The sequence below is a fragment of the Janthinobacterium sp. 61 genome, from assembly GCF_002846335.1.
Taxonomy (GTDB): Bacteria; Pseudomonadota; Gammaproteobacteria; order Burkholderiales; family Burkholderiaceae_D; genus Janthinobacterium.
Genome location: NZ_PJMQ01000001.1, coordinates 2213188 through 2238157 on the forward strand (window position 1 = coordinate 2213188; position 24970 = coordinate 2238157).

Consider the following 24970-nt stretch of genomic DNA (forward strand, 5'->3'; position numbering starts at 1 on the left):
CATCACCTGTGCTAGAATCTCGCCGCGCTGCCCGGATGGTGAAACTGGTAGACACTGGAGACTTAAAATCTCCCGCCTGTAAGGGCGTGCCGGTTCGATTCCGGCTCCGGGCACTTAGAGACATTTTTGCAGCACACGATAAAAGGCGATAAACCCAATAGAATCAAGGGTTTATCGCTTTTTTTTCGTTCCGTCAGGCGTTAGTAATTGCTATACGAGACGTTTAAAAAGCTGCACCAACTCCCCAAAAACTCCCCAGAACGTCCCTAATTCCGTTCACTTAAGCAAAAAAAGCACCATTTCCTAAATAGGATTTGGTACTTTTTTCATGGAACTTCTGCCTAAATCACTCGTTTTTTTAGTCCGCAATGAGGAGACAAACCCTTAACTGGACGGCATCACCATAATGGCCCATGTTTTCCTCGGGAGATTACCTTACCATTTGCCAAAATTTACCAATGAATTTACCAAAATGCCAATCCCGGTCCAGGATGGCAAGTTTTGGCGATATCGCTTCATGCTCAAGGGTGTCCGGGTGTTCGGCACTTTCAAAAAAGTGGCGGCCGCTCGCTATGACTTCAGGCGGTTCGCCGAGTGTGGTTTTGTCCATCGTCATACGTATCCTTTCTAGGGATAAATTTTATCGTATGACATCTTTTACACAAAAATCTGACCGGCTAGGGCTCGGACAAAATCAACCAGCGCTTCCCAGCTATGGTGCGCAGGCTCGATGCATCCATGGAATACCTAACTATTTGCCAATAAACCGGGCGCGATCACGCCGAGCCAGAACCGGCGTGAAGGCAGGACTCGGTACCATGTACTTCCGCCAATGAGTTCGGGCATTCTTCTTCCTTGACGTATAAAATACTTGCAATATTGCATAGAAATTGTGGCCAGCATTACCTCGCTCTCGTCAATTCTGCGTAACAGGCCTGCGGACCGCGTCCAATCATCGCTCGCAGAGTGCCCGGCAGTGCCGACATTTTTGCAACAACGTCCATCGTTCCTCTCGCTACTCCACGACTTCCTACTGATATAATACTTGCAATGAAGTAAGACTCCGAAATGTGCGCCTCCAGGCTCCCGCAACCGTCTGTGTACTGCTAGCCCAGCCCATGAGCTCCCTTTTCGACCACGAGATCATCAAACAGCTGCACAGCGGTGACCGTTCACGCGTTTACCGCGCCAGGGCTACCGATGGCACCACGCTGATCGTCAAGAAGCCCAATCAGCAGTTCCCTTCCTTCCAGCAGCTGGCACAATTCAAGCGCGAGTATGCGATCGCGCGCCGCTGCCGCCATCCTGGCGTGGTGCGTCCGCTTGCACTGCAGCTGCACGGAGGATGTTGGACGATGATCCAGGAAGATGCCGGTGGCCAGGCGCTCGACCAGGTTTTACGCACCCAGGTAGCGGCGCGCAGGACGACGGCGCAGCCGGCGCTGGCGCTGGACGATTTTTTCGACATCGCACTGCAACTGTGCGCGGCGCTGGAAGAGGTCCATCGTCATGGCGTGATCCACAAGGACATCAATCCATCCAATCTGGTGTGGAATGCCGATCGACGTCTGCTGCAACTGATCGATTTCGGCATCGCCTGTGAACTGCCATACGAAAGCCATGGCATCGACAATCTCCAGTCACTGGAAGGTACGCTGCGCTACATGGCGCCGGAACAGACCGGGCGCATGAATCGGCGGGTCGACTGGCGCGCCGATTTCTACGCGCTCGGGGCCACATTGTACGAATTGCTGGTCGGCCAGGCGCCATTCGAGGCGGGCGACGAGATGGAACTCGTGCATTGCCACATTGCCCGCAGTCCGGACTGGTCGCACCCGGCGCTTGCCGGCTTGCCTGGCCAGCTGCTGCCGATCATCCAGCGCCTGCTGGAGAAAAATGCCGATCAACGCTACCAGAGCTTGCAAGGCCTGCGCAGCGACCTCGAAGCATGCCGCGCAGACAAGCCGGCGCGGGCGCTCAAACTGTCCGATCACAACGGCCGCTTCCTTGTGCCACAAACGCTGCACGGGCGCGAGGATGCCATCGCAGCGCTGCTGGCGGCGTTTGAGCGCAGTGCGGCCGGCACCTGCGAGATGCTGCTGGTGGCCGGCCATTCAGGCATAGGCAAGTCGGCGGTCGTCAACGAGGTGCAGAAGCCCATCATCGCCCGGCGCGGCTGTTTTTTGTCCGGTAAATTTGACCAACTCCAGCGCGACGTACCCTATGCCTCGCTGATCCAGGCCTTCCAGGGGCTGGTGCACCAGCTGCTCGGCCAGCCCGAGGAAACATTGAGGCAATGGTCCGGCAAACTGCGCGATGCCTTGGGCAGCGGCATGGGCGTGCTGGTCGAACTGATTCCCCAACTGGCCTTGATCGTCGGCCCCACCGATGCGACGCCCGCGTCGGCGCCGGCACAGGCCCGGCTGCGCCTGGACCGCCTCTTCCCCCGCTTCGTTGAAGTATTCGCCTGCGCCGGGCATCCGCTGGTGCTGTTCCTCGACGACCTGCAATGGGCCGACGCGGCCACGCTGCGGATGATCGAACTGCTCATGGTGTCCTGCGACAAGAGCTGCATGCTGTTCATCGGCGCGTACCGCGACAACGAAGTGAGTGCCGCGCATCCGCTCACCGCCCTGCACGACAAGCTGCGCGCGCGCGGTGTGCGCCTGTCCACGCTGTTACTGAACCCACTGACCGAGCCGCAGCTTGCGCAAATAGTGTCGGCCACCGTGCGCGTGGCGGCCCCTGACTGCGCACCATTGACCCGCATTTGCTACCGCAAGACCGGCGGCAATCCATTTTTCCTCAATCAGTTCCTCGCTTCGCTCAATGAGACGGGCCATCTGCGCTACCGGGCCGACGACGATTGTTGGGACTGGGACATGCGCGCCATCGAACAGGCCAAGTACACCGACAACGTAGTCGAGGTGCTGCTGGAGAAAATCCGCCGCCTTCCCACGGCAACCCAGCACCTGCTGCAACTGGCCGCCTCCAGCGGTAACCGCTTCACGCTCGACACGCTTGCACTGGCAGTGGAGCGCGCGCCGCGTCACACGCAGCAAGCCTTGTGGCCGGCGCTCCATGCAGGACTGATCCAGCCGCTCGACGAACGCTATAAATACGTCAATGGCGACACCCGCGCCGGCCAAAGCGGCGTCAAGTACCGGTTCCTGCACGACCGGGTGCAACAGGCAGCCTACCTGGTCGCCGATGCCAATGCCCGCACGGCCAACCATCTTCGCATCGGCCGCCTGCTCCTGCGTCATGCGACGCCGGAGCGTCAGGATGGCGCACTGTTTGAAATCGTTGAACAGCTCAACGCCGGTCGCGCGCTGATCGACGATGCGGGCGAGCGCGTGCATCTGGCGACGCTCAATCTGCAGGCCGGCGTCAAGGCACGGCGTTCTGCCGCGTTCCAGGCCACGCTGGAGCACATGCGAATTGGTCTGGGCCTGCTGCCGGCGGATGCATGGAGCGTCCACGCCGACCTCTGGCTCGACCTGCAGCTCGGCGCGGCCGAAGCGGCTTACCTGTGCGGGCAGTTCGATACCGCCGAGGCGATCTATCCACTCGTGCGCGCCCGCACTTCGAGCCCGCTGCTGCAGGTACGCTGCATTGCCATCCAGGCGCACCAGTATCAATTGCAGGGCCGCCTGCTCGACGCCATCGCCGTGCAGCGCGAAGGCCTGGCGCAGTTGAACATCGCCATACCGCACGATGTCGCGCACATGAAGGCGCACTTCGACGAAATCCTCGCCGACATCGGGCGCCTGCATGGCACGCAGACGCCCGACACGTTGCTGGAGGCCGGCGAAATGTGCGAGCCGGACGCGGTGGCCGCGATGCAGATGATGCAGGGCCTGTGGATGGCCAGCTATTATGCCGGCCAGCAGGACCTCAGCGCCCTGATGGTGGTATCGATGACGCGGCTGTCCATGCAGCGGGGGAACAGCGATTTCAGCGCCGTCGCCTATGTTGGCTACGCGATGATGCTAGCGCTGTACGGCGGCGACGTGGCGCGCGGCTACGAATTCGGCGCGATGGCGCTGGCGCTAGCCAGGCGGCGTGCCAATCTGCAGACGCGCACACTCACGGGCCTGATGTTCGGTGCGCTCATCAGCCACTGGACGCGGCCCCTGCGCAGCTCCGACGCCCTGTACGAAGAAGCCTTTGCCTGGGCACTGGAAATCGCCGATTTCGTGCAGGTCGGCGTGGTGGTGGCCGTGCGCGCCACCGAGCGCATGATCCTCGGCGACTACCTGCCGCACCTGATGCACGACATAGAGCACGACCTGGCGCTGATGCGCGCCAACGGCCAGCAGGCGATGGCCGACTGCTGCGTCGCCGCAGCGATCCAGCCGATCAAATGCCTGATGGGCAGCCTTGCCCATCAAACCAGCTACGATGATGCGACGTTCAGCGAGGCGCGCTTCCTCGAACAATATGGCGGCTCGCAGCTGTACCGCGCCTACTATTTGCAAGGCAAGATCCGCAACGCCTACCTGTTCGACGGCGCCGACGCCGAACTGTTGGCGGGCCAGTTAGGCATCGTCACCCAGATCATGCGCGGCCAGGCCAAGGTTGTCGAATCGAGCTTCTACGCCGCGCTGATATGGATCCGCGCCTTGCGGCGCGACCCGGAGCGCCCTGATGCAAACGATGTGCTGGCCGTGATCGACGCACTGCAGGCGCGCCTTGCCGGCTGGGCCACCGAGGGCTCGGACAATAGCAACGCCAAGCATCTGCTGGTGATGGCCGAAATGGCACGCTACCGGCACGATTTGCAGCTGGCCACGCGCCATTACCGGCAGGCGATCGACGCCGCCGGCCTGGCTGGCTACGTCAACGTGCAAGCGCTGGGCAATGAACTGTGCGGCGAATACTGGTGCGAGCAGGGCCACGCGCGCGTGGCCGCCGTATTCATCCAGGACGCCATGGCGCACTACGGCCAGTGGGGCGCGCAGGGCAAGGTGGAGCAACTGCGGGCACGCCACGCTGCGCTGCTGCCGAGGATGGATGGCCGCGCCACGCTGTCGCATGTGGGCCCCAACACGCACGGCAGTTCCGCGCTCGACCTGGTGTCGCTGTTGAAAGCGGCGCAGATCCTGTCGAACGAGGTCGGCTTGCGCAATGTCCTGACACGCCTGATTTCCATCGTGTGCGAAAACGCTGGCGGGCAAGTGGCGCGTCTGCTGCTGCTGTCAGAAGGCAGCTACCAGCTGGAGGCCAATATCGATGGCGATGGCGTCACCGTCCTGCAAGCGCGGCGGCTCGACCTGAATGCCGCCAGCGACCCGCAGTTCCCGCTGTCGCTGCTGCGCTATGTGATTCGCACTGGCGCGGAGGTGATCGAAGACAGTATCACAGGCGTCTCGCGCTTTGCCGCCGACCCGTACGTGCAGCTGCAGCGGCCGCGTGCCGTCATGTGCCTGCCGATACGGCACGGCGGCCAGATCGACGGCATCCTGTACTTCGAGAACCGGCTTGCAGAAGCCTCGTTCACGCAGGAGCGCGTCGCGTTCCTGCGCATGCTCGGTGTACAGGCGATGATCTCGATCTCCAGCGCCAGGCTGCATGACAGCCTGGAGCGGCGCGTTGCCGAACGCACGGAACAGCTGGAAGACGCCAACCGCAAATTGGCAACCCTGTCCATCACCGACGGCTTGACCGGCCTGGCGAACCGGCGGCATTTCGACGACGTGCTGCGCAACGAATGCGCACGTGCCACGCGCGTCGGCCAGCCGCTTGCCGTCATCATGCTCGATGTCGACTACTTCAAGCGCTTCAATGACCGGTACGGCCATCAGGCCGGTGACGCATGCCTGATCCGTGTCGCGCACGCGCTGGCGAGCGGCATGCGGCGCGCGGGCGACCTGACTGCGCGCTACGGCGGCGAAGAGTTTTCGATCGTGCTGCCGAACACCGGCGCGGACGAAGCGCGCCAGATCGGCGAAGCGCTGCGGCGCGCCATCGAAGAGCTGGGCATCTCCCATGAAAGCGCGGATGCGCAGCAGGTTACGATCAGCGTCGGCATCGCGATCCATTCGGCGCCGGGCGCCGCCGATCCGGATGCCCTGCTGCGCCTGGCCGATGCCGCGCTGTACCACGCCAAGGATGCGGGGCGCAATTGCGCGGTGCTCAAGGTGCTGCCGCCTTGCTGATCAGCATGCGCCGCGCGCCGTGTCCACGGCGTGGGGCGGGTCCTCAATCGCTGCCGTGACTGTTCTCGCGCGCCTGGTCCCTCGCCACTTCCTTTGAGGCCAGGCCATTGAAGAACAGATTGAGCAGCACGGCTACGATGGCAGCCAGCAGGATGCCACTGTGCAGTAACGGCGACAGGGCCTTGGGCATGTGCTGCGCGTATTGCTCGGCCACCAGCGGCAGCATGCCGAAGCCGATCGACAGGGCCACGATGAACAGGTTGTTACGGTTGCTTTTGTAGTCGACGCCGGCCAGGATGCGGATGCCCGTGGCGGCGACCATGCCGAACATCACCAGCCCTGCCCCGCCCAGCACGAACGCCGGCACGGCTTCGGCCGTTTGCGCGATCTTCGGGATCACGCCCATGACCACCAGGATGATGCCGGCCGCGACACAAACCCAGCGGCTGCGCACGCCCGTCACGCCCACCAGGCCCACGTTTTGCGAGAACGAGGTATACGGGAAGGTATTGAAGATGCCGCCGATGAGGGTGCCCAGGCCATCGACGCGCAAGCCGCGGCTGATATCGTCCTGCGTGATGCGCTTGTCCGTCATTTCGCCCAGCGCCAGGAACATGCCCAGCGATTCGATCATGACGACGATCATCACCAGACTCATGGTCACGATGGCGACCACGTCGAAGGTAGGCATGCCGAACTGGAACGGCGTGACGATGGCGAAGGCCTTGGCGCTGGCCACCTTGGCGAAATCGGCCTTGCCCAATACAAACGACAGGGCCGTGCCGGCAATGATGCCGATCAATACCGCGATATTCGACAGGAAACCCCGGCCATACTTGGCCACCAGCAAGATGACGGCCAGCACGAAGAAAGCGATACCCATATTATCCAGCGCACCGTAGCCGGGGTTGGCAATCAGGGGCACGGGACCGGCAGGCGCAGGCAAGCCGGCTGCCGTGGCAGCAGCGGCCATCTTGAGGAAGGCGGGATCGGCAATTTGCGCCATGGCGGGCGGCCCGCCCATGGCCCAGTTCACGCCCACGCGCATCAGCGACACGCCAATCACGGCGATGATGCTGCCAGTGACCACGGGCGGAAACAGGGCCAGCAGGCGGCTGATGAAGGGAGCGATCAGCATGGAGACGACGCCGGCGCCAATCACGGCGCCAAAGATGCCGGTGATCCCCAGGGTCGGGTTGTTCGCCATGGCCAGCATGGGACTGACGGCGGCAAAGGTCACGCCCATCATGACGGGCAGGCGGATGCCGAAGTACTTGCCTATCCCCAGGGACTGGATCAGGGTCACCAGGCCGCAGCAGAACAGGTCGGCACTGATCAGTGCCGCCACCTGCTCGGGTGGCAGCTTGAGCGCGCGTCCGACAATCAGCGGTACGGCGATGGCGCCCGCATACATGACGAGCACATGCTGCAAGCCCAGGGTAAACAGCTTGCCGGCAGGCAGGATTTCATCGACGGGCGATGGCGCTACAGGCATGGTGCCGGGCACGCTGCGATGGATGGATTTCAGACGGGGAGTGGCCATTTACGCTCCATTTCCTGGGTGACCGCAGCCCGGATGGGCGCAGGTGAAAGGGAAAAGCAAGAGAGAAACGGGACAACAGGAACACGATGGTGACCGATGATGCATGCGAAGCTCCTTGGATGGGACGACTCCAGCAAGCCATGCACGCTTCGTGCCAGGTAGTGTGTATACAGTTTATGGCGACAAACCAGCATGACTGAGCATGGTGCTTCCCCCTTCGCACCGATTTCAGGCGCGCCGCTTGGTCCATGCACTAAAAGAGGACGCCAGCGCCGTCAACGTCGCGCCCGCACCTCCTTGACGGCAGCGGCAGCGTCCGCCGCCAGTTCACCGATATCCTTGTCGCGGCGCCGGTCGAACCAGCGCACGCTGGCACTCACCAGCCACCACGCCGGCAAACCGACGAGCGCCATCAGCGGTGCGGCGATGAACAGGAAGCCCGTGGCCGGATCACAGCCATACAGCGCCGCCACCGTTTGCGCGCTGTCAAACAAGCCGGGCCACCACGCCAGCACCGCCGACACCAGGACGGGACCGGCAAAGGTGGCAATGATGATGCTGGAGCAAATACGGATGAGCGCCTCCTTGCAGTTGCGTGGCCACATGACCATGAAGCTGAGCAAGGTGGCAAAGAAGGCGGCCAGCAAGGGGACGCCCAGCAGCTTGATCCAGGCAGCCCCTGCGGCGGTGATATCGATATGCATGATGTGCTTTCAGTTGCGGCAAGAAAAAGCTGCGCTTGGCAGCTTGCTTGCTGTCATTCATTTGAGAAGGCCGCTTGCCACCCTAAGCTTGTGCCGGACCAAACAACGCCGCCACCAGCGGATCGCGACGCGCCGCACCGCCTGGCCAGCAGGCCGTGCGGCGCACTTGCGGCGGCAGTTCGGCCCAGCCGTCAACGTCCTCGTCCTGTTCTCCCAGTGCGTACAGGGCGGGCCGCTGGCGCCCCGGCTCCGTGCAGTGGCGCTGCGCCAGGTGAATCTGTCCCATGCCGCACATGTAGCGCAAATAGCGACTCATGGTGCCTGCATCGAGTCCCAGCAAGGCGGACAATTGCGCCGCGCTGGCCTGGCCCTGCTCTTGAATGTACTGCACGATGCGGGCGATATGCAGCTGCGACTTCTTGTTGCGTGCCTGTAACTGGCGCCCCTGCCGCGGCACCGCCCTGCTTTCCACCAACTGACTGCTGTTCAACATTTGCCTGACCTCCCGTGGTGTCGCCAAGCCGCAAACGCTGTAGTGCGTTTGCGACAGGCAACGAGTGGACTTTATCAATCGCTAATGTTAAAGTCAAGCATTTGGTAATTTATCAAACGGTAAATTTCGGGTTTAATGTGGAGATGAATATGTATCAATACAGACGCGACCGCCTTCTGGCCCTGATCCGCGAGCACTACGACAACACGCGCAAGAAGATTTCCGACGTCAGCGGCTGGAGCGAGGCGCGCATCTCGCAAATCCTCTCGCCCACGTACCGCGAGGGACGCGCCTTCAGCGAAAAAATCGCGCGCAAGCTGGAAGCGGACTTGCAGTTGGACAGCATGTACTTCGACCAGGGCGCGGCGCCCGACCAGGCGGAACTGGCTGCGCGTGCCTTGGGCGCGCTGGGTGAGGCACAGCCGGTGGTGGTGGTCGATGGCGAAGATGCGCGCTTCTACCCGATCCGCAAGGTCAAATTGCGCCTGTCAGCCGGTATCACGGGCTTTGCGATCGAGCCGGAAACGCACGACGGCAGCACCATCAGCGTGCCGCGCAGCTGGGTCGAGCGCAATGGCTACCACCCTGAAAAACTGGTGGCGATCAAGGTCAAGGGAGAGAGCATGGAGCCGGCCCTGTACGAGGACGATGTGGTGATCATCAATACGGCCGACAACCGGCCGGCCGACGGCATCGTGTTTGCCATCAATTACGAAGGCGAACCCGTGGTCAAGCGCATGGCGCGCGATATCGGAGAATGGTGGCTGACGTCGGACAACCCGGACCAGCGAAAATACCACCGCAAGCTGTGCCGCGGCAATGAATGCCTGATCGTGGGCAGGGTCGTGCGCAAGGAAAGCGACCGGATTTGAGAACGAAGTGTATCAATTGATAAATTTCGTTCTCGTCACGGAACTTACGCCAATGCTGCCTGGATCTGCTGCAGCGACGCCGGATCGTCCATCGACGTCAGGTCGCCCGGGCTGCGACCTTCGCAGATGGCCTGGATCGAGCGGCGCAGCAACTTGCCCGACCGCGTCTTCGGCAACTGCAGCACGAACAGCACGCGCGCTGGCCGCGCCACGGCGCCCAGCTGGCGGTCGACCACAGCCATCACTTCGCGTTCCAGCGCCGCTTTCGCGTCAAGGCTGTCGAAACCCTGCGGGTCCTTCAGGATCACGAAAGCCATCGCCACCTGGCCTTTGAGCTTGTCTTCCACGCCCACCACCGCTACTTCCGATACATTCGGATGGCTGGTGATGCTCTCCTCGATTTCGCGCGTGCCCAGGCGGTGGCCGGCCACGTTGATCACGTCATCGGTGCGGCCCAGAATGAAGTAATAGCCATCCGCGTCGCGCACGCCCCAGTCGAAGGTGGAATACACTTGCCGGCCGCTGAAGGTGGACCAGTAGGTCTCGACGAAACGCTCGTCGTCGCCGTAGACCGTCTGCATGCAGCCGGGCGGCAGCGGACCTTCCAGCACCAGCACGCCCTTCTCGTTGGTGCCGCACTCCTCGCCCGTCGCTTCGTTGAGCAGCTTGACCTGGTAGCCATACATGGCCAGGCCAGGGCTGCCCAGGCGCGTCGGCGTGTCGGACACGCCTTTCGCCACCGACAAAATCGGCCAACCCGTCTCCGTCTGCCAGTAGTTGTCGATGATGTCCACTTTCAGCTCGTCGGCGATCCATTGCGAGGTGGTTTCATCGAGCGGCTCGCCCGCCAGGTACAGCGCCTTCAGGGAAGACAGGTCGTGCTTGCGCATCAGTTCCACAGGATGCTTGCGCAGCACGCGGATGGCCGTAGGCGCCGAAAACATGCGCGTGACCTTGTATTTTTCAACGATGCTCCACCAGATGCCTGCATCGGGACAAACCGGCAAGCCCTCATACAGGATGGTGGCCATGCCGGCGATCAGCGGGCCATACACGATGTAGGAATGCCCCACCACCCAGCCGATATCCGAGGTGGCAAAAAAGGTTTCACCGGGCTTGCCGCAGAAGTTGTACTGCATCGACGACGCCAGCGCCACTGCATAGCCGCCCACATCGCGCTGCACGCCCTTGGGTTTGCCCGTCGTGCCCGAGGTGTACAGCACATACGACGGCTCGTTCGATTCGAGCCAGGTGACGGGCACCTGCGCATCGAGGTGCTGCTCGCGCAGTGTCGCGTAATCGACGTCGCGGCCTGGCGTCAGCGCCATCGGCACGAGATGGCGGTCGACCAGCAGCACTTGCTGCGGCTTGTGCGCGGCGATGCGGATGGCTTCATCGAGCAGCGGCTTGTAGGCAATCGCCTTGCCGTTGCGCGAACCGGCATCGGCGGAAAACACCAGCTTGGGCTGCGCATCGTCGATGCGGCTGGCCAGGCTGTTGGCGGCAAAGCCGCCGAACACCACGGAATGCACGGCGCCGATGCGGGCGCAAGCGAGCATGGCGAACGCCGCCTCGGCGATCATCGGCATGTAGATCAGGACGCGGTCGCCCTTGACGACGCCCAGTGACAGCAAAATGGCGGCGCAGCGTTCCACTTCGCGCTGCAGTTCGCGAAAGCTGTAAGTGCGCTCGGTATTGGTTTCGGTGGAAATGGCGATCAGCGCAGCGGCATCGCCCTGGCTGTCCACCCAGCGGTCGACGGCGTTGTGGCACAAATTGGTGGTGCCGCCGACGAACCATTTGGCGAACGGTGGACGGGAATAATCGAGCACTTGCGAAAACGGGGTATGCCAATCGATCTTGTCCGCTTCCTCGCGCCAAAACGCCTCAGGCGTGTCGATCGAGCGTTGATAAAATGCTGCGAAATTCATATCTCCTCCGGTATGCGTGCAATCTGTGTCGAGCTTGGGCGAACTGGCCTGGCCGCCACTTGATGTGTGCCGCCTGGGTGTCATCTGCCTGCCATCTGCCTGCGTATTTCCTCCTACAACGCGTCGCCGGGAATGCGCACAGCCCCTTCCATCAGCACGCGCGCGCTGCGGCTCATGATGGCCTTGGTGACGCTCCATACGCCATCGGCGAGCGCCGCTTCCGCCCCCACCATCAGGGTGCCGGACGGGTGACCGAAACGCACGGAGTTGCGGAGACCACCGCCAGCCGCCAGATTGACCAGAGTGCCGGGAATGGCCGCTGCCGTGCCGATGGCGACAGCCGCCGTGCCCATCATGGCGTGGTGCAGCTTGCCCATGGACATGGCGCGCACCAGCAAGTCGATCTCGCCTGCGTCCACCTTTTTTCCGCTCGACGAGACATAGCTGGCCGGCTTGGCGACAAAGGCCACTTTCGGCGTATGCTGGCGCTTCGCCGCCTCGTCGAGGTGGGCAATGAGCCCCATGCGCAGGGCGCCACGCGCGCGGATGGTCTCGAAGCGGGCCAGCGCGGCGGGATCGCCATTGATGGCGTCCTGCAGTTCCGTGCCCGTGTAGCCGATGGCGTCCGCATCGACAAAAATCGTCGGTATACCGGCATTGATCAGGGTGACTTTCAACATTCCGATACCCGGCACGTCGAGGTCATCGACCAGGTTTCCGGTAGGGAACATGGCACCGCCGCCGCCCTCTTCCTCGGCTGCCGGATCGAGGAATTCCAGTTTCACTTCGGCTGCAGGGAAGGTCACGCCATCAAGCTCGAAGTCGCCTGTTTCCTGCACTTCGCCATTCGTCATGGGCACGTGAGCGATGATGGTCTTGCCGATATTGGCTTGCCAGATGCGCACCGTGGCCACGCCGTTGTGCGGCACGCGTGCAGCGTCCACCAGCCCACTGGCAACGGCGAACGAACCGACGGCCGCCGACAGGTTGCCGCAATTGCCGCTCCAGTCGACGAAGGGCTTGTCGATGGAGACCTGGCCGAACAGGTAATCGACGTCGTGCTCCGGCCTATCGCTGGCCGCCAGGATCACCGTCTTGCTGGTGCTGGAGGTGGCGCCTCCCATGCCGTCGATCTGCTTGCCGTACGGGTCGGGGCTACCGATCACGCGCAGCAGCAAGGCATCGCGCGCCGCGCCAGGCACTTGCGCGCTGGCGGGCAAATCCTGCAGGCGGAAAAATACGCCCTTGCTGGTGCCGCCGCGCATATAGGTTGCGGGGATGTTGATTTGGGGGGTGTGGCTCATTGTATATTTCCGCAGAAGTTCTTTGCACGCGCTGCGAGGACGACAGCCTCCCCGCAGCACAAAGCTGGGGTCAGACCCGGCGGGTCTGACCCCTGGTTTACGTACCCGTCAGGCTGCCTTGGACGACTCGAGGAAATCTTGCGCGAAGCGCTGCAAGACGCCGCCGGCCTCGTAAATCGACACCTCTTCCGCCGTATCGAGGCGGCAGGTGACGGGTACATCGAGCGTTTCACCGTTCTTGCGATGGATGAGCAAGGTCAAGGTGGAGCGCGGCGTACGCTCGCCCACGACGTCGTAGGTTTCGCTGCCGTCCAGGCCCAGGGTCTTGCGATTCACGCCTGGCATAAATTCCAGCGGCAAGACGCCCATGCCCACCAGGTTGGTGCGGTGGATGCGCTCAAAACCTTCGGCCACGATGGCTTCCACGCCGGCCAGGCGCACGCCCTTGGCGGCCCAGTCGCGCGAGGAACCCTGGCCATAGTCGGCGCCGGCGATGATGATCAATGGCTGCTTGCGCTCCATGTACACCTCGATGGCTTCCCACATCCGCGAAATGGTGCCTTCCGGCTCGATGCGCGTGAGCGAACCGGCCTTCACCTTGCCATCTTCGATTACCATCTCGTTTTTCAGCGTCGGGTTGGCAAACGTGGCGCGCTGCGCCGTCAAATGGTCGCCCCGGTGCGTGGCGTAGGAATTGAAGTCTTCCTCCGGCAAGCCCATCTTCGCCAGATACTCGCCGGCCGCGCTATCGAGCATGATGGCGTTCGATGGCGACAAATGATCGGTGGTGATGTTATCGCCCAGGACGGCCAGCGGACGCATGCCTTTCAATGGGCGTGCGCCAGCCAGCGCGCCTTCCCAGTACGGCGGACGGCGGATGTACGTCGTCTGCGGGCGCCAGTCGTACAGGGGGCTGACCTTGATGCCATCGTCCGCCTGCGCGGCAAACATGGGGATATACACCTTGCGGAACTGCTCCGGCTTGACGCTGGAAGCGACGATGGCGTCGATTTCCTCGTCCGATGGCCAGATATCCTTCAACTGGATAGGCTTGCCGTCCGGGGCAATGCCCAGCACGTCCTTCTCGATATCGAAGCGGATGGTGCCGGCGATCGCGTAGGCCACCACCAGCGGCGGCGAGGCGAGGAAAGCCTGTTTCGCGTACGGGTGAATGCGGCCGTCGAAGTTGCGGTTACCCGACAAAACGGCCGTAGCGTACAGGTCGCGCGACACCACTTCATCCTGGATGACAGGATCAAGCGCGCCCGACATGCCGTTGCACGAAGTGCAGGCAAATGCCACCACGCCGAAGCCCAGTTGTTCCAGCTCGGTCATCAGACCCGCTTCCTGCAGATACAGTTCCACGGTTTTCGAACCGGGTGCCAGCGACGATTTCACCCAGGGTTTTCGCGTCAAACCGAGACGGTTCGCATTGCGTGCGATCAGGCCGGCGGCGATCATGTTGCGCGGATTGTTCGTGTTGGTGCAGCTGGTGATGGCGGCGATGATGACGGCGCCGTCCGGCATCTTGCCCGGCTCGTTTTCCACCACGCCGGAGATACCCCGCGCAGCCAGTTCCGATGTCGGCACGCGGTTGTGCGGATTCGATGGCCCCGCGATATTGCGCACGACGGACGACAGGTCAAACGTCAGCACGCGCTCGTATTGCGCGTCGACCAGGCTGTCGGCCCACAAGCCCGTTTCTTTGGCATACAGTTCGACCAGTTTCACCAGCTCATCGTCGCGGCCCGTCAATTTCAAGTACTTGATGGTTTGCGCGTCGATGTAGAACATGGCGGCCGTGGCGCCAAATTCCGGCGCCATATTGGAAATCGTGGCACGGTCGCCCAGGGTCAGGTGCGATGCTCCCTCGCCGTAGAATTCCAGGTAGGACGAGACGACCTTCTGCTTGCGCAGAAATTCCGTCAGCGCCAGCACCGTATCCGTGGCCGTGATGCCCGGCTGCGGTTTGCCCGTCAGCTTGACGCCGATGATGTCGGGCAAACGCATCCACGAGGCGCGGCCCAGCATCACGCTTTCCGCTTCCAGGCCGCCCACGCCGATGGCGATCACGCCCAGCGCGTCGACCATCGGCGTATGCGAATCCGTGCCGACCAGGGTGTCGGGATAGGCCACTCCATTTTGCACCTGGATCACGGGCGACATGCGCTCGAGGTTAATCTGGTGCAGGATGCCATTCCCCGGCGGGATCACGTCGACGTTTTTAAAGGCTTTCTTGGTCCAGTCGATGAAGTCGAAACGGTCTTCATTGCGACGGTCTTCGATGGCGCGGTTCTTGGCGAAGGCATCGGGGTCAAAGCCGCCGCATTCGACGGCCAGCGAATGGTCGACCACCAGCTGCGTGGGCACGACAGGATTGACCAGGGCCGGGTCGCCGCCCTGGGCTGCGATGGCGTCACGCAGGCCGGCCAGGTCGACCAGGGCAGTCTGGCCCAGGATGTCATGGCAGACGACGCGGGCGGGGAACCATGGAAAATCGAGGTCGCGGCGGCGCTCGATGAACTGGCTCAGCGACGCGTTCAGGGTGGCAGGGTCGCAGCGGCGCACGAGGTTTTCGGCCAGCACGCGCGAGGTATAGGGCAAGGTTGCGTAAGCGCCTGGCTGGATCGCATCGACGGCGGCACGCGTGTCGAAGTAGTCTAGCTGGGTGCCCGGCAAAGGCTTGCGATGCAGGGTGTTCATATTAGGGGTCATTATTTGCGGTCCTTGATCGGCACGAATTCCAGGTCTTCCGGGCCCACATAGTTGGCGCTCGGGCGGATGATCTTGTTGTCGATGCGCTGCTCGATGATGTGGGCGGCCCAGCCCGAGGTGCGCGAAATGACGAACAGCGGCGTAAACATCGCCGTCGGCACGCCCATCATGTGGTAGGACACGGCGGAGAACCAGTCCAGGTTCGGGAACATGTTCTTGATTTCCCACATGACCGATTCCAGGCGCTCGGCGATATCGAACATTTTCGTGGAACCGGCTTCCTGCGACAGCAAACGGGCCACTTCCTTGATGACTTTATTGCGCGGGTCGGAAATCGTGTAGACGGGGTGACCGAAGCCGATCACCACTTCCTTGTTGGCCACGCGCTCGCGGATGTCCGCTTCCGCTTCGTCGGCATTGTCGTAGCGTTTCTGGATATCCAGTGCCACTTCGTTCGCGCCGCCGTGTTTCGGGCCGCGCAGCGCGCCGATGGCGCCCGTGATGGCCGAATGGATGTCCGAACCCGTACCGGCGATGACGCGGCTGGTGAAGGTCGAAGCATTGAATTCGTGTTCCGCGTACAGGATCAAGGACGTGTGCATGGCTTTTTCCCACGACGCGGACGGTTTTTCACCGTGCAGCAGATGCAGGAAGTGGCCGCCGATCGAGTCGTCGTCCGTTTCCACCTCGATGCGCTTGCCGTTATGGCTGTAGTGGTACCAGTACAGCAGCATGGAGCCGAACGACGCCATCAAACGGTCGGCGATATCGCGTGCGCCCGGCGCGTTATGGTCGTCTTTTTCCGGCAAGGTGCAGCCCAGCACGGAGACGCCCGTACGCATCACATCCATCGGGTGGGCGGCGGCCGGCAGCGCTTCCAGCGCCAGCTTCACGGCCGACGGCAGGCCGCGCAAGGACTTCAACTTGGCCTTGTAGCCTTTCAATTCTGCGGCGGTCGGCAACTTTCCGTGTACCAGCAGGTAGGCGATTTCTTCGAATTCGCAGCTGTCGGCCACGTCCAGGATGTCATAGCCGCGATAGTGCAAATCGTTGCCGGTCTTGCCGACCGAGCACAGCGCCGTGTTGCCAGCGGTAACGCCGGACAGGGCGACGGATTTTTTAGGCTTGAAAGTAGCGACTTGCGATGCGGTCATTGTGTTCTCCAGAAGATGATTGTCAGTCCAGTGCAGCGGGCCAGGGCCTCCCATGACCCGCTCTTTTGTCGGTGCTTACTTCTTTTGCGCGGCGAACAGCGCGTCGAGCTTTTGCTCAAAATCATGGTAGTTGATCGATTCATACAACTCCATGCGCGTCTGCATGGTATCGACAACATTCTTTTGCGTACCGTCGCGGCGCAGTGCGCGGTAGACGTTGTCGGCCGCCTTGTTCATCGCGCGGAAGGCCGACAGCGGGTACAGGGCCAGGCCCACGTGGGCGCTGCGCAATTCGTCCAGGGTGAACAGCGGCGTGGAACCAAATTCCGTGATGTTGGCCAAAATCGGCACATTGACTGCCTTGGCAAACGTGGCGTACATGTCCAGGTCCGTGATGGCTTCCGGGAAGATCATGTCGGCGCCCGCCTCGACGCAGGCGACGGCACGCTCCAGCGCCGCTTCCAGGCCATCGACGGCCAGCGCATCGGTGCGCGCCATGATGACGAAGTTCGGGTCCGTGCGCGCATCGACGGCCGCCTTGATGCGGTCGACCATTTCTTCCTTGCTCACGATTTCCTTGCCCGGACGGTGGCCGCAGCGCTTGGCGCCTACCTGGTCTTCGATGTGCAGGCCGGCGGCGCCGAACTTGATCATCGATTTCACGGTGCGCGCCACGTTGAAGGCAGACGAACCGAAGCCCGTGTCGGCATCGACCAGCAGCGGCAGGTCGCACACGTCAGTGATGCGGCGGATATCGGTCAGCACGTCATCCAGACTGGAAATACCCAGATCGGGCAAGCCCAGCGAGCCGGCCGCGACACCGCCGCCGGACAAATAGATGGCCTTATAACCGGCGCGCTTGGCCAGCAAGGCGTGGTTGGCGTTGATGGCGCCGACGACTTGCAACGGGGATTCTTCCTGGACGGCCTTGCGGAATGCGGCACCTGCGGAGTATTGAGTCATGTGTTCACCTTATGGGATTCGGGTCGTCCCGAATGTTTCATGGACTTGCTATGAGCATCACTATTGCAATTGCCGTGCCAGGGTCGCGCGGCACCCCGGAAAGTACGCAGAACCACAGTGAAATACGAGGGAAACGGCCATGTATGGGCGTGGCGCGCAGTGTCACGCAAGGGAACATCAATGTCACAATAAAGGTCAGAGATGTTTCACCTATGTTTCAATTATTTCACATGAAACATCATATTGAAACATGAAACAGGCCGTGTATTTAGAGGGATGAGCGCAGAACTTGCGGCGCACCAAACGCAAAACAGCCGGCGGGCGCCGGCTGCTGGAACACAATGAGACTCAAAAACAAAAAACTAGGCCAGCCGCACCAGCGGGTTGGCGATGATGTTGTCGATCTGGCGCACGGCCTCTTCGCAGGCAGCGGCAATCGCGCCATCCTCGTCGTCGCGCACGAATTGCATGGTCGAGCCTTCGAACACTTCCAGGCCTTCCGCCGTGGCGCGTTCGATGTCGCAACTGGCCGACCATTTGCCGTCGGTAGTAGGCACGGCCAGGGGAACGATTTCCCAGCCTTTATAGTGAATTTTAGAACTGTTATCCATGGTGTGCCTCCTTCGGGACTGACTCAATAGTGGAAATCGTAGCATGAAGCGGGATCGCTAGCGACGTGTTTCACGCACGAACGGCGCAATCGGGCTAAACGATTTACGCTGACTCAAGGACGCAGCAGATTATCCACTTCCGTCCTGGCCACTTCCAGGCCGGCCGTGCAAGCCGTTTCTGGCGCCGCGTAGCCACCCAGGGTACGGCTGCGCGTGATCGCCTGCGCCGCGCTCTCGCCCTCGCGCTGCAGGCGATAGGTAAAATCCCATAAATCGTCGTTATCCTTTTGCGGGGTCACCGAAATCGTAAAACCGCGGTACTGTTCGCTGCGTGCAGTGGTATCGTCCATAAACTCCTCCTTGTAGAACGAGGTTACCACGCTGCAAGCGCCAGGGTGCGCACGACTGTGACGGGCGCATGCATGCGCTCTTATCTGTTTTTCGCATGTTCAATGTCAATTCTCAACATTTTTTTAGCCTGCTCTGGCGATATAATGCACTTCCCTGTCCGTACCTTGCCGCCGCGATGACTCCACAAATCCAAGCTTTCTTCGACCCCGCCACCGCCACTGTCACCTACGTCGTGTACGAGGCAGATGGCCAGGACTGCGCCATCATCGATTCCGTGCTCGACTACGATCCGAAGGCGGGCCGTACCTCGACCGCGTCGGCAGACAAGGTGATCGCCTTCGTGCGCGAACACGGCTTGCAATGCCGCTGGCTGCTGGAAACCCATGCGCATGCCGATCATCTTTCCGCCGCGCCCTACCTGCAGCAGCAGCTGGGCGGCGATGTGGCCATCGGCGCCGCCATCCAGACGGTGCAGCAAGCCTTTGCCGCCGTCTACCACCAGGATGACGCCCGGGCCGACGGCTCGCAATTCGACCAGTTGTTCGCGCCCGACCAGGTGTTTCATATTGGCAAGCTGGAGGTGCGCGCCCTGCACGTGCCAGGCCATACGCCGGCCGACCTGGCTTACCAGATCGGCGACGCCGTCTTCGTAGGTGACACCCTGTTCATGCCGGACGTGGGTTCGGCCCGCTGCGACTTTCCAGGCGGCTCCGCGTCCCTGCTGTACCGCTCCGCGCAGCGGCTGCTGTCGCTACCGCCGCAAACGCGACTGTTCATGTGCCACGACTACCCGCCCAACGGCCGCGCGCCGCGCTGGGAAGTGACGGTGGCCGAACAGCGCGCCAGCAACATCCATTTGCGCGACGGCATCACGGAAGAGCAATTCGTTGCCATGCGCACGGGCCGTGACGCCACCCTGGACATGCCGACATTGATCCTGCCCGCCATCCAGGTCAATATCAATGCGGGCAAGCTGCCCGAGCCGGAAGAAAACGGCGTGCGCTACCTGAAGATACCGCTGAACGCGATCTGATTCCCCGGGCGTTCCCCGCCCGGCGCTCCTCCTTTCTTGACACCACGCAAACTCCAGCCCAGGCAATCCGCATACAGTGCAGATTGCCTGGGTTCGCTTGGGCACCGCTTTTTCAAGTTCAACATTGACGGAGCGCCCATATGTCGCCCGACCCTACGCTCGATACGAATTGCATCCTGCTCGCCGAGGCCGATGGCGCGTATGCGCCCTACCGTTCCCAGGGCAAGGGCGATGCGCAAGCCGAGGCGGCTAGCAAGGAATTCAATGCCTGGCGCAAGCAGGAAATCCAGAACTACCTGGCCGCCAGCCAGCTGGCGCAGGCGCTGACCCTGGAAGTGCCGGACTTCGACTTCCTGCCACAGACCCTCAATTCGCCAGCGCTGCTGGGTGAAATGGGCGCCGGCACGGCGCTGACCAACGTGGTCCTGGGCATCGCCCACGCGAACCACGTCGGCAAGAGCGTGCTGGTGGCGGGCACCAGCGATCCTGACAGCGCTAGCTGCGTGCTGGTGTTGCCGCCGGCCACCGTGCGGCCCATCAATCACGAGAAACCGTGGTGCCGCGCGCGCGGCGAAAACAATGCCTGCTTGCCGTGGTGGGGCATCCGCCACGATGCGGCCGACGATCTGCAGGGTTACTCGCAGTGAGGAGGCGAGCCCCCCTTACTCCGTTTGCTCCGGGGCCCGCCCGATCTCGCCATCAATATTGGCCAGGAACCAGGCCAGCGACGACATCAGCGCCACGTTGCGCTTCAGGTTCTCCGGGTCGACCTTGTCCAGCGTGTCGGCCGGCGTGTGATGGTAGTGGAAGTAGCTGTGGCTGTCGACCAGCGGCTCGAAGCTGGGCACGCCGCCCGTTTCCAGGCGGTGCAAGTCACCCGTGCCCAGCGCGTCGCGGCGCGTGAACGCGTGCGCACCGATTGGCTGCAAGGCGGCGCGCAGGGGCGCGAACAGCTTTTCCGACTTCGGCCCGACGCTGGCCAGGATGCCGAACGGGCGGCCGGCGCCGCTGTCCATCTCGATGGCCGCATATTGCTTACCAAGCGCCTGCTTGTGGGCTTCGAAATAGGCCTGGCCGCCACGGCCGCCATTTTCCTCGTTCATCCACGCGATCACGCGGATGGTGCGGCGCGGGCGGTAATCGAGCTTTTTCAGGGTTTCCACCACGCCCATGGCCGCCACCACGCCGGCGCCGTCGTCGTGCGCGCCCGTCGCCAGGTCCCAGGAATCGAGGTGGCCCGAGACCACCACCACTTCGTCAGCCTTGTCCGTGCCCGGCCAGTCGGCGATCACGTTATAGCTGTCCGCCTCGGGCAGGTTTTGCGGCGTCAGTGTCAGGTGCATTTTCAGGGGACCGCGCGCGGCCAGGCGGCCGATCAACAAGGCGTCTTCCACCGTGACGGCGGCGGCGGGAATGCGTTTATTGTCATCGAGGCCCGTGGCGCCCGCATGCGGGATGCGGAAGTTCGCGCCGCCGATCGAGCGCACCAGCGCGGCAGCCGCGCCCAGGTCGGCCGCCGCCTTCGGTCCATTGAAACGGAAGCGCGAACCCTGGCCGTAAGTCACGCCGGCCAGGCCCCGTTCGGCCATCTCCTGGTCGAACGGCGTATCGATCAGCACGATGGCGCCCTTCACTTGCGCCGCACGCGCCTTGAGCTCCTCCAAGCTTTTGACAATGATGAGGGGCGCCGTCAGGCCGGCGGCCGGAGTGGCACCGGAGCCGCCCAGTGCGGTGAGCACCACGCGTTGCGACACGCCCTGCGGACGGCCCGCATAGTCGACGATTTCCGCCGTTTCCACACCGCGCACCCAGTGCGGCACTTTGACGGGCTGCAAGGTGACAGTGGCGCCCAGCTGGCGCATGGCCTCGGCCACCTGCTGCACGGCGGCGGCAGCGCCGGCGGAGCCAGACAGGCGCGGGCCGATCAAATCCGTCATGTCAGCCAGGCGGGCATACGCCCAGTCGCTTTGCAGCGCCGTGTCGCGCACCTGCGCCAGCGCCTGCGGCGCATCTCCTGGCGCGGCGGCAAAGGCGCTGGTGACGCAGCCAAGGGCGATGGCAATGGCGATGGACAAGGACGAACGGCGCAGTGGCGCGCCAGTCAAAATGGTATGCATGTGATTTCAGTTCCAGTCAACAAGGTCGAAGCGGATACGCCGTGGCCAGGGGCAAGGCGCGGCTTTCTACGATAGCGTATTTATTCTGTCATTGCAGCAACTTTTACGGGATCGATTGCCTCTTTCCTCCAGAGTCGATACCATGCAAAGCGTGATCGTTACCGGATACCTCCATGCTCAAGGGAACACTCTGTACCGTCCGGCATTTGCAGGCTGCGGACCTGAATGCCTATATTTCCCTCGTCAACGACCTGCCCTCGCGCGGCGAGTTTTTCTCCATGCAATTCAAGTCGCCCGAGGCCATGCGGCGCGATTTCCTGCAATCGGGCTTTGTCACCGAGGACAGCGAATTGTTCCTCATCGAAGACAAGGCCCAGCACATCATCGGCACGATCACGCATTTCAAGAGCCGCACGCCAGCCTCGCGCGAGATCGGCTACCGCCTGTTCGACCGGCAGCGCGATGGGCAGGGCTACATCAGCGAAGCGACGCGCCTGGTGATCGACTACCTGTTCAACGCCTATCCGTATCACCGCCTGGAACTGCTGATGGATCCACTGAACATCGGCTCCGAGCGCATCGCGCAAAAGAACGGCTTTACCCAGGAAGGCTTGATGCGCCAGGCCTTTTTTATCAACGGCGCGATGCACGATGTCAAAATGTACAGCCTGCTGCGGCCCGAATGGCAGGCGCGTGCACGCTGACTTGTTACCATCGGAGCAGGATTGTAATAAGTTGTATTAGACATGGAACAAGCGGGGAGCAGCAGATATAGTCCAGTCCATGCAGATCATTGTGATCTCGCCGGAATGGAAGGAAATGCCATGTTGAACAAGAAACTCCTGGGTGCGGTAATGGTAGCGGCAGTGGCTGTGTCTTCGGCCGCAGTCGCCGGTGACCGCGACTTCAATACCGTTGCTGGCGCCGTCGTCGGAGCGGCCATTGGCAACAGCACCGGCGGCCGCAATGGCGCGATCGTCGGTGGCGTGCTTGGCGCCGCCGTCGGCAACAGCATCAGCACGAATGACCGCTATTACGACCGTGGCGGCTATCGCGGCGGCTACCGCGAAACCTATTATGCGCCTGCGCCGCAACCGGTGTACTACGCCCCGGCGCCGCAACCCGTGTACTACGCGCCGCCACCGCGCTACTACGGCCCGCCGGCTGTCGTCTACGTGCAACCGGGCCGCGGCTACTACCGCGACCATGGCCGCCGCGGCTACTATGACCGGGACTACCATGACCGCGGCCACGGCTGGGGCCATCGCCGTTAAGCACCGCCCTGCACCATGCGAAACCTGCGCCAGCCTGCTGCCGCAGGTTTTTTTGCGAGATAGGCAAGGTATCACCGCTGCACAATTTCGGCTAAGCTGTGTCCTATGATCAACTTAACTGGCCGCCTGGACCGCACCGACCGATGCATTTAATCAAAGACGCGCTTGACTTCGGCCCCTGGATCGATGCCGCCGCCGGCACCAGCGTGGGCGCCGGCCCCATGCCGCGACGCGAAAACCAGGATAACTTCCTGCTGATCGATGCCAGCGGCCACGCCGTCTGCCTGTCGCGGCAGGCGCCATTCCACTGCCAGGTGCCGGGCTGGCCGCGCGGCCATGTGCGCGCAGCCGTGCTCGACGGCATGGGCGGCCACGGCCATGGGCGCGAGGCGGCGGAAGCGGCCGTGCAAGGCTTGCTGGCCATGCCCGCTTGCCTCGACACGACTACCCTGGCAGCCAGGCTCGACGCCTTGCACACGCGCTTGCAGGACAGTTTCGCAAGAAGCGCACCCGCCCAGGCGCGCCCCCCCGGCACCACCCTGACCTTGCTGGAAGTGCCGCCCGGCGAAGCCCCGCTGCTGTATCACGTGGGCGATTCGCGCCTGTATGAGCTTGCCGACGGCGCGGCCAGCATCCTGACCGTCGACCACGTGCCAGCCACCGTGTACGCCATGCGCGGCGCGCTCGACGAGACGCGCTGGCGCGCTGCCGTGCACGGCGAGCACCATCCGCAAATTTCGCAGGCATTTATTTTAGGCAACGCCATCAGCGACAGCTTGCAGCTCGACAAGCCCCTGCGCGGCCTCGATGCGGCCACCTTGCCGCCCTTCCTGGCGCATCTGGGCGACCGCCGCGTGCTGCGCGTGCGGCCCGGCGCCCACTATGTGCTCGCCAGCGATGGCTTCTGGGCCTGTGACGATCCGCTGGCTCTCACAGGCCGCTGGCCCGCCTTGTGTGCCGGCAAGAGCGCAGCACAGGCCGTCGGCGCCCTGTTTGACGACTTCCTCGCCCACCCGCCAAAAGGCTTGCATAGCGACAACATTACCTTGCTGGCGCTGCGCTTCGATGCGGCGTTCACCGGCCCAGGCGGCTAGCTGCCAGATAACCGGCCGTTGCCGACGCGGCCGACAACACGCTGCCCCAGGCCATGTCGATCATCGTCAAGCCCAGCGGCCAATCGCGCAAGGTCGCGTAATTACTCAAGTCATAAGTACCATAGGCAAGCAGGCCGAGCAGCGCGCCCAGTGCCGCCGCCGTGCGCCCGCGGCGCGCACGCAGTCCGGGCAGGATGGCAAAGACCAGCAGCCCCGCCACGTACAGCAGATAAAACAGCGTGGCCGGCGCCCAGCGGGGCGACTCCGCCAATAGCGGCCCCAGCGCCGCGGCATACACGGGCCGCATCAACACCGCCAGCCACAGGGCATCGATGGCCAGGAACACAGACAAGGTGGCGCCATAGGCTATGGCAAGCTGAAGCGGGCGTTGGGCAGGCATAGTCGTCTTTCGATTCAAACGTGAGGGGATCGGCTGCGCCAGCATAATGCAAAACGTCCCAGGCTCGCATCGCGGGCGTAAAAATACCCAGCCGGCGCGCACGTGCATCGAGGGGAAGCGATTCCATGTAATATCAGAACAACATATCAAGAAAGATATAAAATATGTTTTTGAGCAATGGTTTCCTTGGCGCGTATTGCATGGTGTGACCGGGAACATGAATTCGGGCAAAAAGAGCGCATTCCGGCGC

General features: G+C 62.5%; 20 protein-coding genes and 1 tRNA gene. 8 read left to right on the forward strand and 13 right to left on the reverse strand.

Annotated elements, in window-relative coordinates; genetic code table 11:
• Positions 1 to 29 precede the first annotated feature (29 nt).
• A tRNA-Leu gene (locus CLU92_RS10085) sits at positions 30 to 113 on the forward strand.
• A 317-nt stretch (positions 114 to 430) separates the two neighbouring features.
• On the opposite strand, the gene CLU92_RS10090 is transcribed toward CLU92_RS10085, so the two are convergent.
• Entirely contained in the window at positions 431 to 616 is a 186-nt protein-coding gene (locus tag CLU92_RS10090; protein WP_101481790.1) for a hypothetical protein, read from the reverse strand.
• A 502-nt stretch (positions 617 to 1118) separates the two neighbouring features.
• On the opposite strand from CLU92_RS10090, the gene CLU92_RS10095 reads away from it, so the two are divergent.
• A complete protein-coding gene (locus CLU92_RS10095; RefSeq protein WP_101481791.1) occupies positions 1119 to 6161 on the forward strand; it encodes a diguanylate cyclase domain-containing protein in 5043 nt (1680 codons plus the stop codon).
• 43 nt (positions 6162 to 6204) lie between these two features.
• On the opposite strand, the gene CLU92_RS10100 is transcribed toward CLU92_RS10095, so the two are convergent.
• The 3 genes from CLU92_RS10100 to CLU92_RS10110 form a co-directional block, all read right to left on the reverse strand.
• Positions 6205 to 7656 carry a nucleobase:cation symporter-2 family protein gene (locus tag CLU92_RS10100; RefSeq protein WP_101484599.1) on the reverse strand — a complete coding sequence of 484 codons (1452 nt, stop codon included), beginning with the start codon at positions 7654 to 7656 and terminating at the stop codon, positions 6205 to 6207.
• Between the two features lie 323 nt (positions 7657 to 7979).
• Positions 7980 to 8408, reverse strand: coding sequence for a hypothetical protein (locus CLU92_RS10105; protein ID WP_101481792.1), 429 nt, complete (start codon positions 8406 to 8408; stop codon positions 7980 to 7982).
• An 82-nt stretch (positions 8409 to 8490) separates the two neighbouring features.
• The gene (locus tag CLU92_RS10110; protein ID WP_101481793.1) at positions 8491 to 8901 is read right to left on the reverse strand and encodes a winged helix-turn-helix domain-containing protein; all 411 of its coding nucleotides are present in this window, start codon (positions 8899 to 8901) and stop codon (positions 8491 to 8493) included.
• Between the two features lie 149 nt (positions 8902 to 9050).
• Here CLU92_RS10110 and CLU92_RS10115 point away from each other — a divergent pair, with 149 nt between their 5' ends.
• A complete protein-coding gene (locus tag CLU92_RS10115) occupies positions 9051 to 9773 on the forward strand; it encodes a S24 family peptidase (RefSeq protein ID WP_101481794.1) in 723 nt (240 codons plus the stop codon).
• A 44-nt stretch (positions 9774 to 9817) separates the two neighbouring features.
• Here the strand turns inward: CLU92_RS10115 and CLU92_RS10120 are convergent, their stop codons facing one another.
• The 7 genes from CLU92_RS10120 to CLU92_RS10150 form a co-directional block, all read right to left on the reverse strand.
• Complete coding sequence (locus tag CLU92_RS10120; RefSeq protein WP_101481795.1) at positions 9818 to 11704, reverse strand: propionate--CoA ligase; 1887 nt, start codon at positions 11702 to 11704, stop codon at positions 9818 to 9820.
• Positions 11705 to 11817: 113 nt separating this feature from the next.
• Positions 11818 to 13008 carry a 2-methylaconitate cis-trans isomerase PrpF gene (prpF, locus tag CLU92_RS10125; RefSeq protein ID WP_101481796.1) on the reverse strand — a complete coding sequence of 397 codons (1191 nt, stop codon included), beginning with the start codon at positions 13006 to 13008 and terminating at the stop codon, positions 11818 to 11820.
• A gap of 108 nt (positions 13009 to 13116) precedes the next feature.
• Positions 13117 to 15711: a Fe/S-dependent 2-methylisocitrate dehydratase AcnD gene (gene acnD / locus CLU92_RS10130; protein ID WP_101484600.1), complete on the reverse strand. Its 2595-nt coding sequence runs from the start codon at positions 15709 to 15711 to the stop codon at positions 13117 to 13119.
• Positions 15712 to 15722: 11 nt separating this feature from the next.
• The gene (prpC, locus tag CLU92_RS10135) at positions 15723 to 16877 is read right to left on the reverse strand and encodes a 2-methylcitrate synthase (RefSeq protein ID WP_101481797.1); all 1155 of its coding nucleotides are present in this window, start codon (positions 16875 to 16877) and stop codon (positions 15723 to 15725) included.
• A 75-nt stretch (positions 16878 to 16952) separates the two neighbouring features.
• Positions 16953 to 17840 carry a methylisocitrate lyase gene (prpB, locus tag CLU92_RS10140; protein WP_096236075.1) on the reverse strand — a complete coding sequence of 296 codons (888 nt, stop codon included), beginning with the start codon at positions 17838 to 17840 and terminating at the stop codon, positions 16953 to 16955.
• Positions 17841 to 18202: 362 nt separating this feature from the next.
• Entirely contained in the window at positions 18203 to 18451 is a 249-nt protein-coding gene (locus CLU92_RS10145) for a hypothetical protein (protein WP_076571626.1), read from the reverse strand.
• 113 nt (positions 18452 to 18564) lie between these two features.
• Positions 18565 to 18801 (reverse strand): hypothetical protein, encoded by a 237-nt coding sequence (locus tag CLU92_RS10150; protein WP_101481798.1) that lies wholly within the window; start codon positions 18799 to 18801, stop codon positions 18565 to 18567.
• A gap of 176 nt (positions 18802 to 18977) precedes the next feature.
• Here CLU92_RS10150 and CLU92_RS10155 point away from each other — a divergent pair, with 176 nt between their 5' ends.
• A complete protein-coding gene (locus tag CLU92_RS10155; protein ID WP_101481799.1) occupies positions 18978 to 19835 on the forward strand; it encodes an MBL fold metallo-hydrolase in 858 nt (285 codons plus the stop codon).
• 140 nt (positions 19836 to 19975) lie between these two features.
• Positions 19976 to 20482 (forward strand): hypothetical protein, encoded by a 507-nt coding sequence (locus CLU92_RS10160; RefSeq protein WP_101481800.1) that lies wholly within the window; start codon positions 19976 to 19978, stop codon positions 20480 to 20482.
• Between the two features lie 15 nt (positions 20483 to 20497).
• Here CLU92_RS10160 and CLU92_RS10165 read toward each other — a convergent pair whose 3' ends face one another.
• Positions 20498 to 21952 (reverse strand): M20/M25/M40 family metallo-hydrolase, encoded by a 1455-nt coding sequence (locus tag CLU92_RS10165; protein WP_101481801.1) that lies wholly within the window; start codon positions 21950 to 21952, stop codon positions 20498 to 20500.
• A gap of 173 nt (positions 21953 to 22125) precedes the next feature.
• Here CLU92_RS10165 and CLU92_RS10170 point away from each other — a divergent pair, with 173 nt between their 5' ends.
• The 3 genes from CLU92_RS10170 to CLU92_RS10180 all read left to right on the forward strand — a co-directional run bounded on the left by CLU92_RS10170 (position 22126) and on the right by CLU92_RS10180 (position 24320).
• The gene (locus CLU92_RS10170; RefSeq protein ID WP_101481802.1) at positions 22126 to 22656 is read left to right on the forward strand and encodes a GNAT family N-acetyltransferase; all 531 of its coding nucleotides are present in this window, start codon (positions 22126 to 22128) and stop codon (positions 22654 to 22656) included.
• Positions 22657 to 22776: 120 nt separating this feature from the next.
• Positions 22777 to 23226 carry a glycine zipper 2TM domain-containing protein gene (locus tag CLU92_RS10175; protein ID WP_101481803.1) on the forward strand — a complete coding sequence of 150 codons (450 nt, stop codon included), beginning with the start codon at positions 22777 to 22779 and terminating at the stop codon, positions 23224 to 23226.
• Between the two features lie 143 nt (positions 23227 to 23369).
• Positions 23370 to 24320, forward strand: a complete 951-nt coding sequence (locus CLU92_RS10180; RefSeq protein WP_101481804.1) for a PP2C family serine/threonine-protein phosphatase — start codon at positions 23370 to 23372, stop codon at positions 24318 to 24320.
• Here the strand turns inward: CLU92_RS10180 and CLU92_RS10185 are convergent.
• The gene (locus CLU92_RS10185; protein WP_101481805.1) at positions 24301 to 24720 is read right to left on the reverse strand and encodes a DUF2177 family protein; all 420 of its coding nucleotides are present in this window, start codon (positions 24718 to 24720) and stop codon (positions 24301 to 24303) included. The genes CLU92_RS10180 and CLU92_RS10185 overlap by 20 nt on opposite strands.
• Positions 24721 to 24970 lie beyond the last annotated feature (250 nt).

What these genes read in the sequence shown, in the direction of transcription:
- prpF (WP_101481796.1), bottom strand. Translation starts at nt 13,008, where the DNA reads ATGAGCCACACCCCCCAAATCAACATCCCCGCAACCTATATGCGCGGC.
- prpB (WP_096236075.1), bottom strand. Translation starts at nt 17,840, where the DNA reads ATGACTCAATACTCCGCAGGTGCCGCATTCCGCAAGGCCGTCCAGGAA.
- CLU92_RS10185 (WP_101481805.1), bottom strand. Translation starts at nt 24,720, where the DNA reads ATGCCTGCCCAACGCCCGCTTCAGCTTGCCATAGCCTATGGCGCCACC.
- CLU92_RS10110 (WP_101481793.1), bottom strand. Translation starts at nt 8,901, where the DNA reads ATGTTGAACAGCAGTCAGTTGGTGGAAAGCAGGGCGGTGCCGCGGCAG.
- CLU92_RS10170 (WP_101481802.1), top strand. Translation starts at nt 22,126, where the DNA reads ATGCTCAAGGGAACACTCTGTACCGTCCGGCATTTGCAGGCTGCGGAC.
- CLU92_RS10100 (WP_101484599.1), bottom strand. Translation starts at nt 7,656, where the DNA reads ATGCCTGTAGCGCCATCGCCCGTCGATGAAATCCTGCCTGCCGGCAAG.
- CLU92_RS10160 (WP_101481800.1), top strand. Translation starts at nt 19,976, where the DNA reads ATGTCGCCCGACCCTACGCTCGATACGAATTGCATCCTGCTCGCCGAG.
- CLU92_RS10105 (WP_101481792.1), bottom strand. Translation starts at nt 8,408, where the DNA reads ATGCATATCGATATCACCGCCGCAGGGGCTGCCTGGATCAAGCTGCTG.
- prpC (WP_101481797.1), bottom strand. Translation starts at nt 16,877, where the DNA reads ATGACCGCATCGCAAGTCGCTACTTTCAAGCCTAAAAAATCCGTCGCC.
- CLU92_RS10145 (WP_076571626.1), bottom strand. Translation starts at nt 18,451, where the DNA reads ATGGATAACAGTTCTAAAATTCACTATAAAGGCTGGGAAATCGTTCCC.
- CLU92_RS10180 (WP_101481804.1), top strand. Translation starts at nt 23,370, where the DNA reads ATGCATTTAATCAAAGACGCGCTTGACTTCGGCCCCTGGATCGATGCC.
- CLU92_RS10150 (WP_101481798.1), bottom strand. Translation starts at nt 18,801, where the DNA reads ATGGACGATACCACTGCACGCAGCGAACAGTACCGCGGTTTTACGATT.
- CLU92_RS10090 (WP_101481790.1), bottom strand. Translation starts at nt 616, where the DNA reads ATGACGATGGACAAAACCACACTCGGCGAACCGCCTGAAGTCATAGCG.
- CLU92_RS10095 (WP_101481791.1), top strand. Translation starts at nt 1,119, where the DNA reads ATGAGCTCCCTTTTCGACCACGAGATCATCAAACAGCTGCACAGCGGT.
- CLU92_RS10120 (WP_101481795.1), bottom strand. Translation starts at nt 11,704, where the DNA reads ATGAATTTCGCAGCATTTTATCAACGCTCGATCGACACGCCTGAGGCG.
- CLU92_RS10115 (WP_101481794.1), top strand. Translation starts at nt 9,051, where the DNA reads ATGTATCAATACAGACGCGACCGCCTTCTGGCCCTGATCCGCGAGCAC.
- CLU92_RS10165 (WP_101481801.1), bottom strand. Translation starts at nt 21,952, where the DNA reads ATGCATACCATTTTGACTGGCGCGCCACTGCGCCGTTCGTCCTTGTCC.
- CLU92_RS10155 (WP_101481799.1), top strand. Translation starts at nt 18,978, where the DNA reads ATGACTCCACAAATCCAAGCTTTCTTCGACCCCGCCACCGCCACTGTC.
- acnD (WP_101484600.1), bottom strand. Translation starts at nt 15,711, where the DNA reads ATGAACACCCTGCATCGCAAGCCTTTGCCGGGCACCCAGCTAGACTAC.
- CLU92_RS10175 (WP_101481803.1), top strand. Translation starts at nt 22,777, where the DNA reads ATGTTGAACAAGAAACTCCTGGGTGCGGTAATGGTAGCGGCAGTGGCT.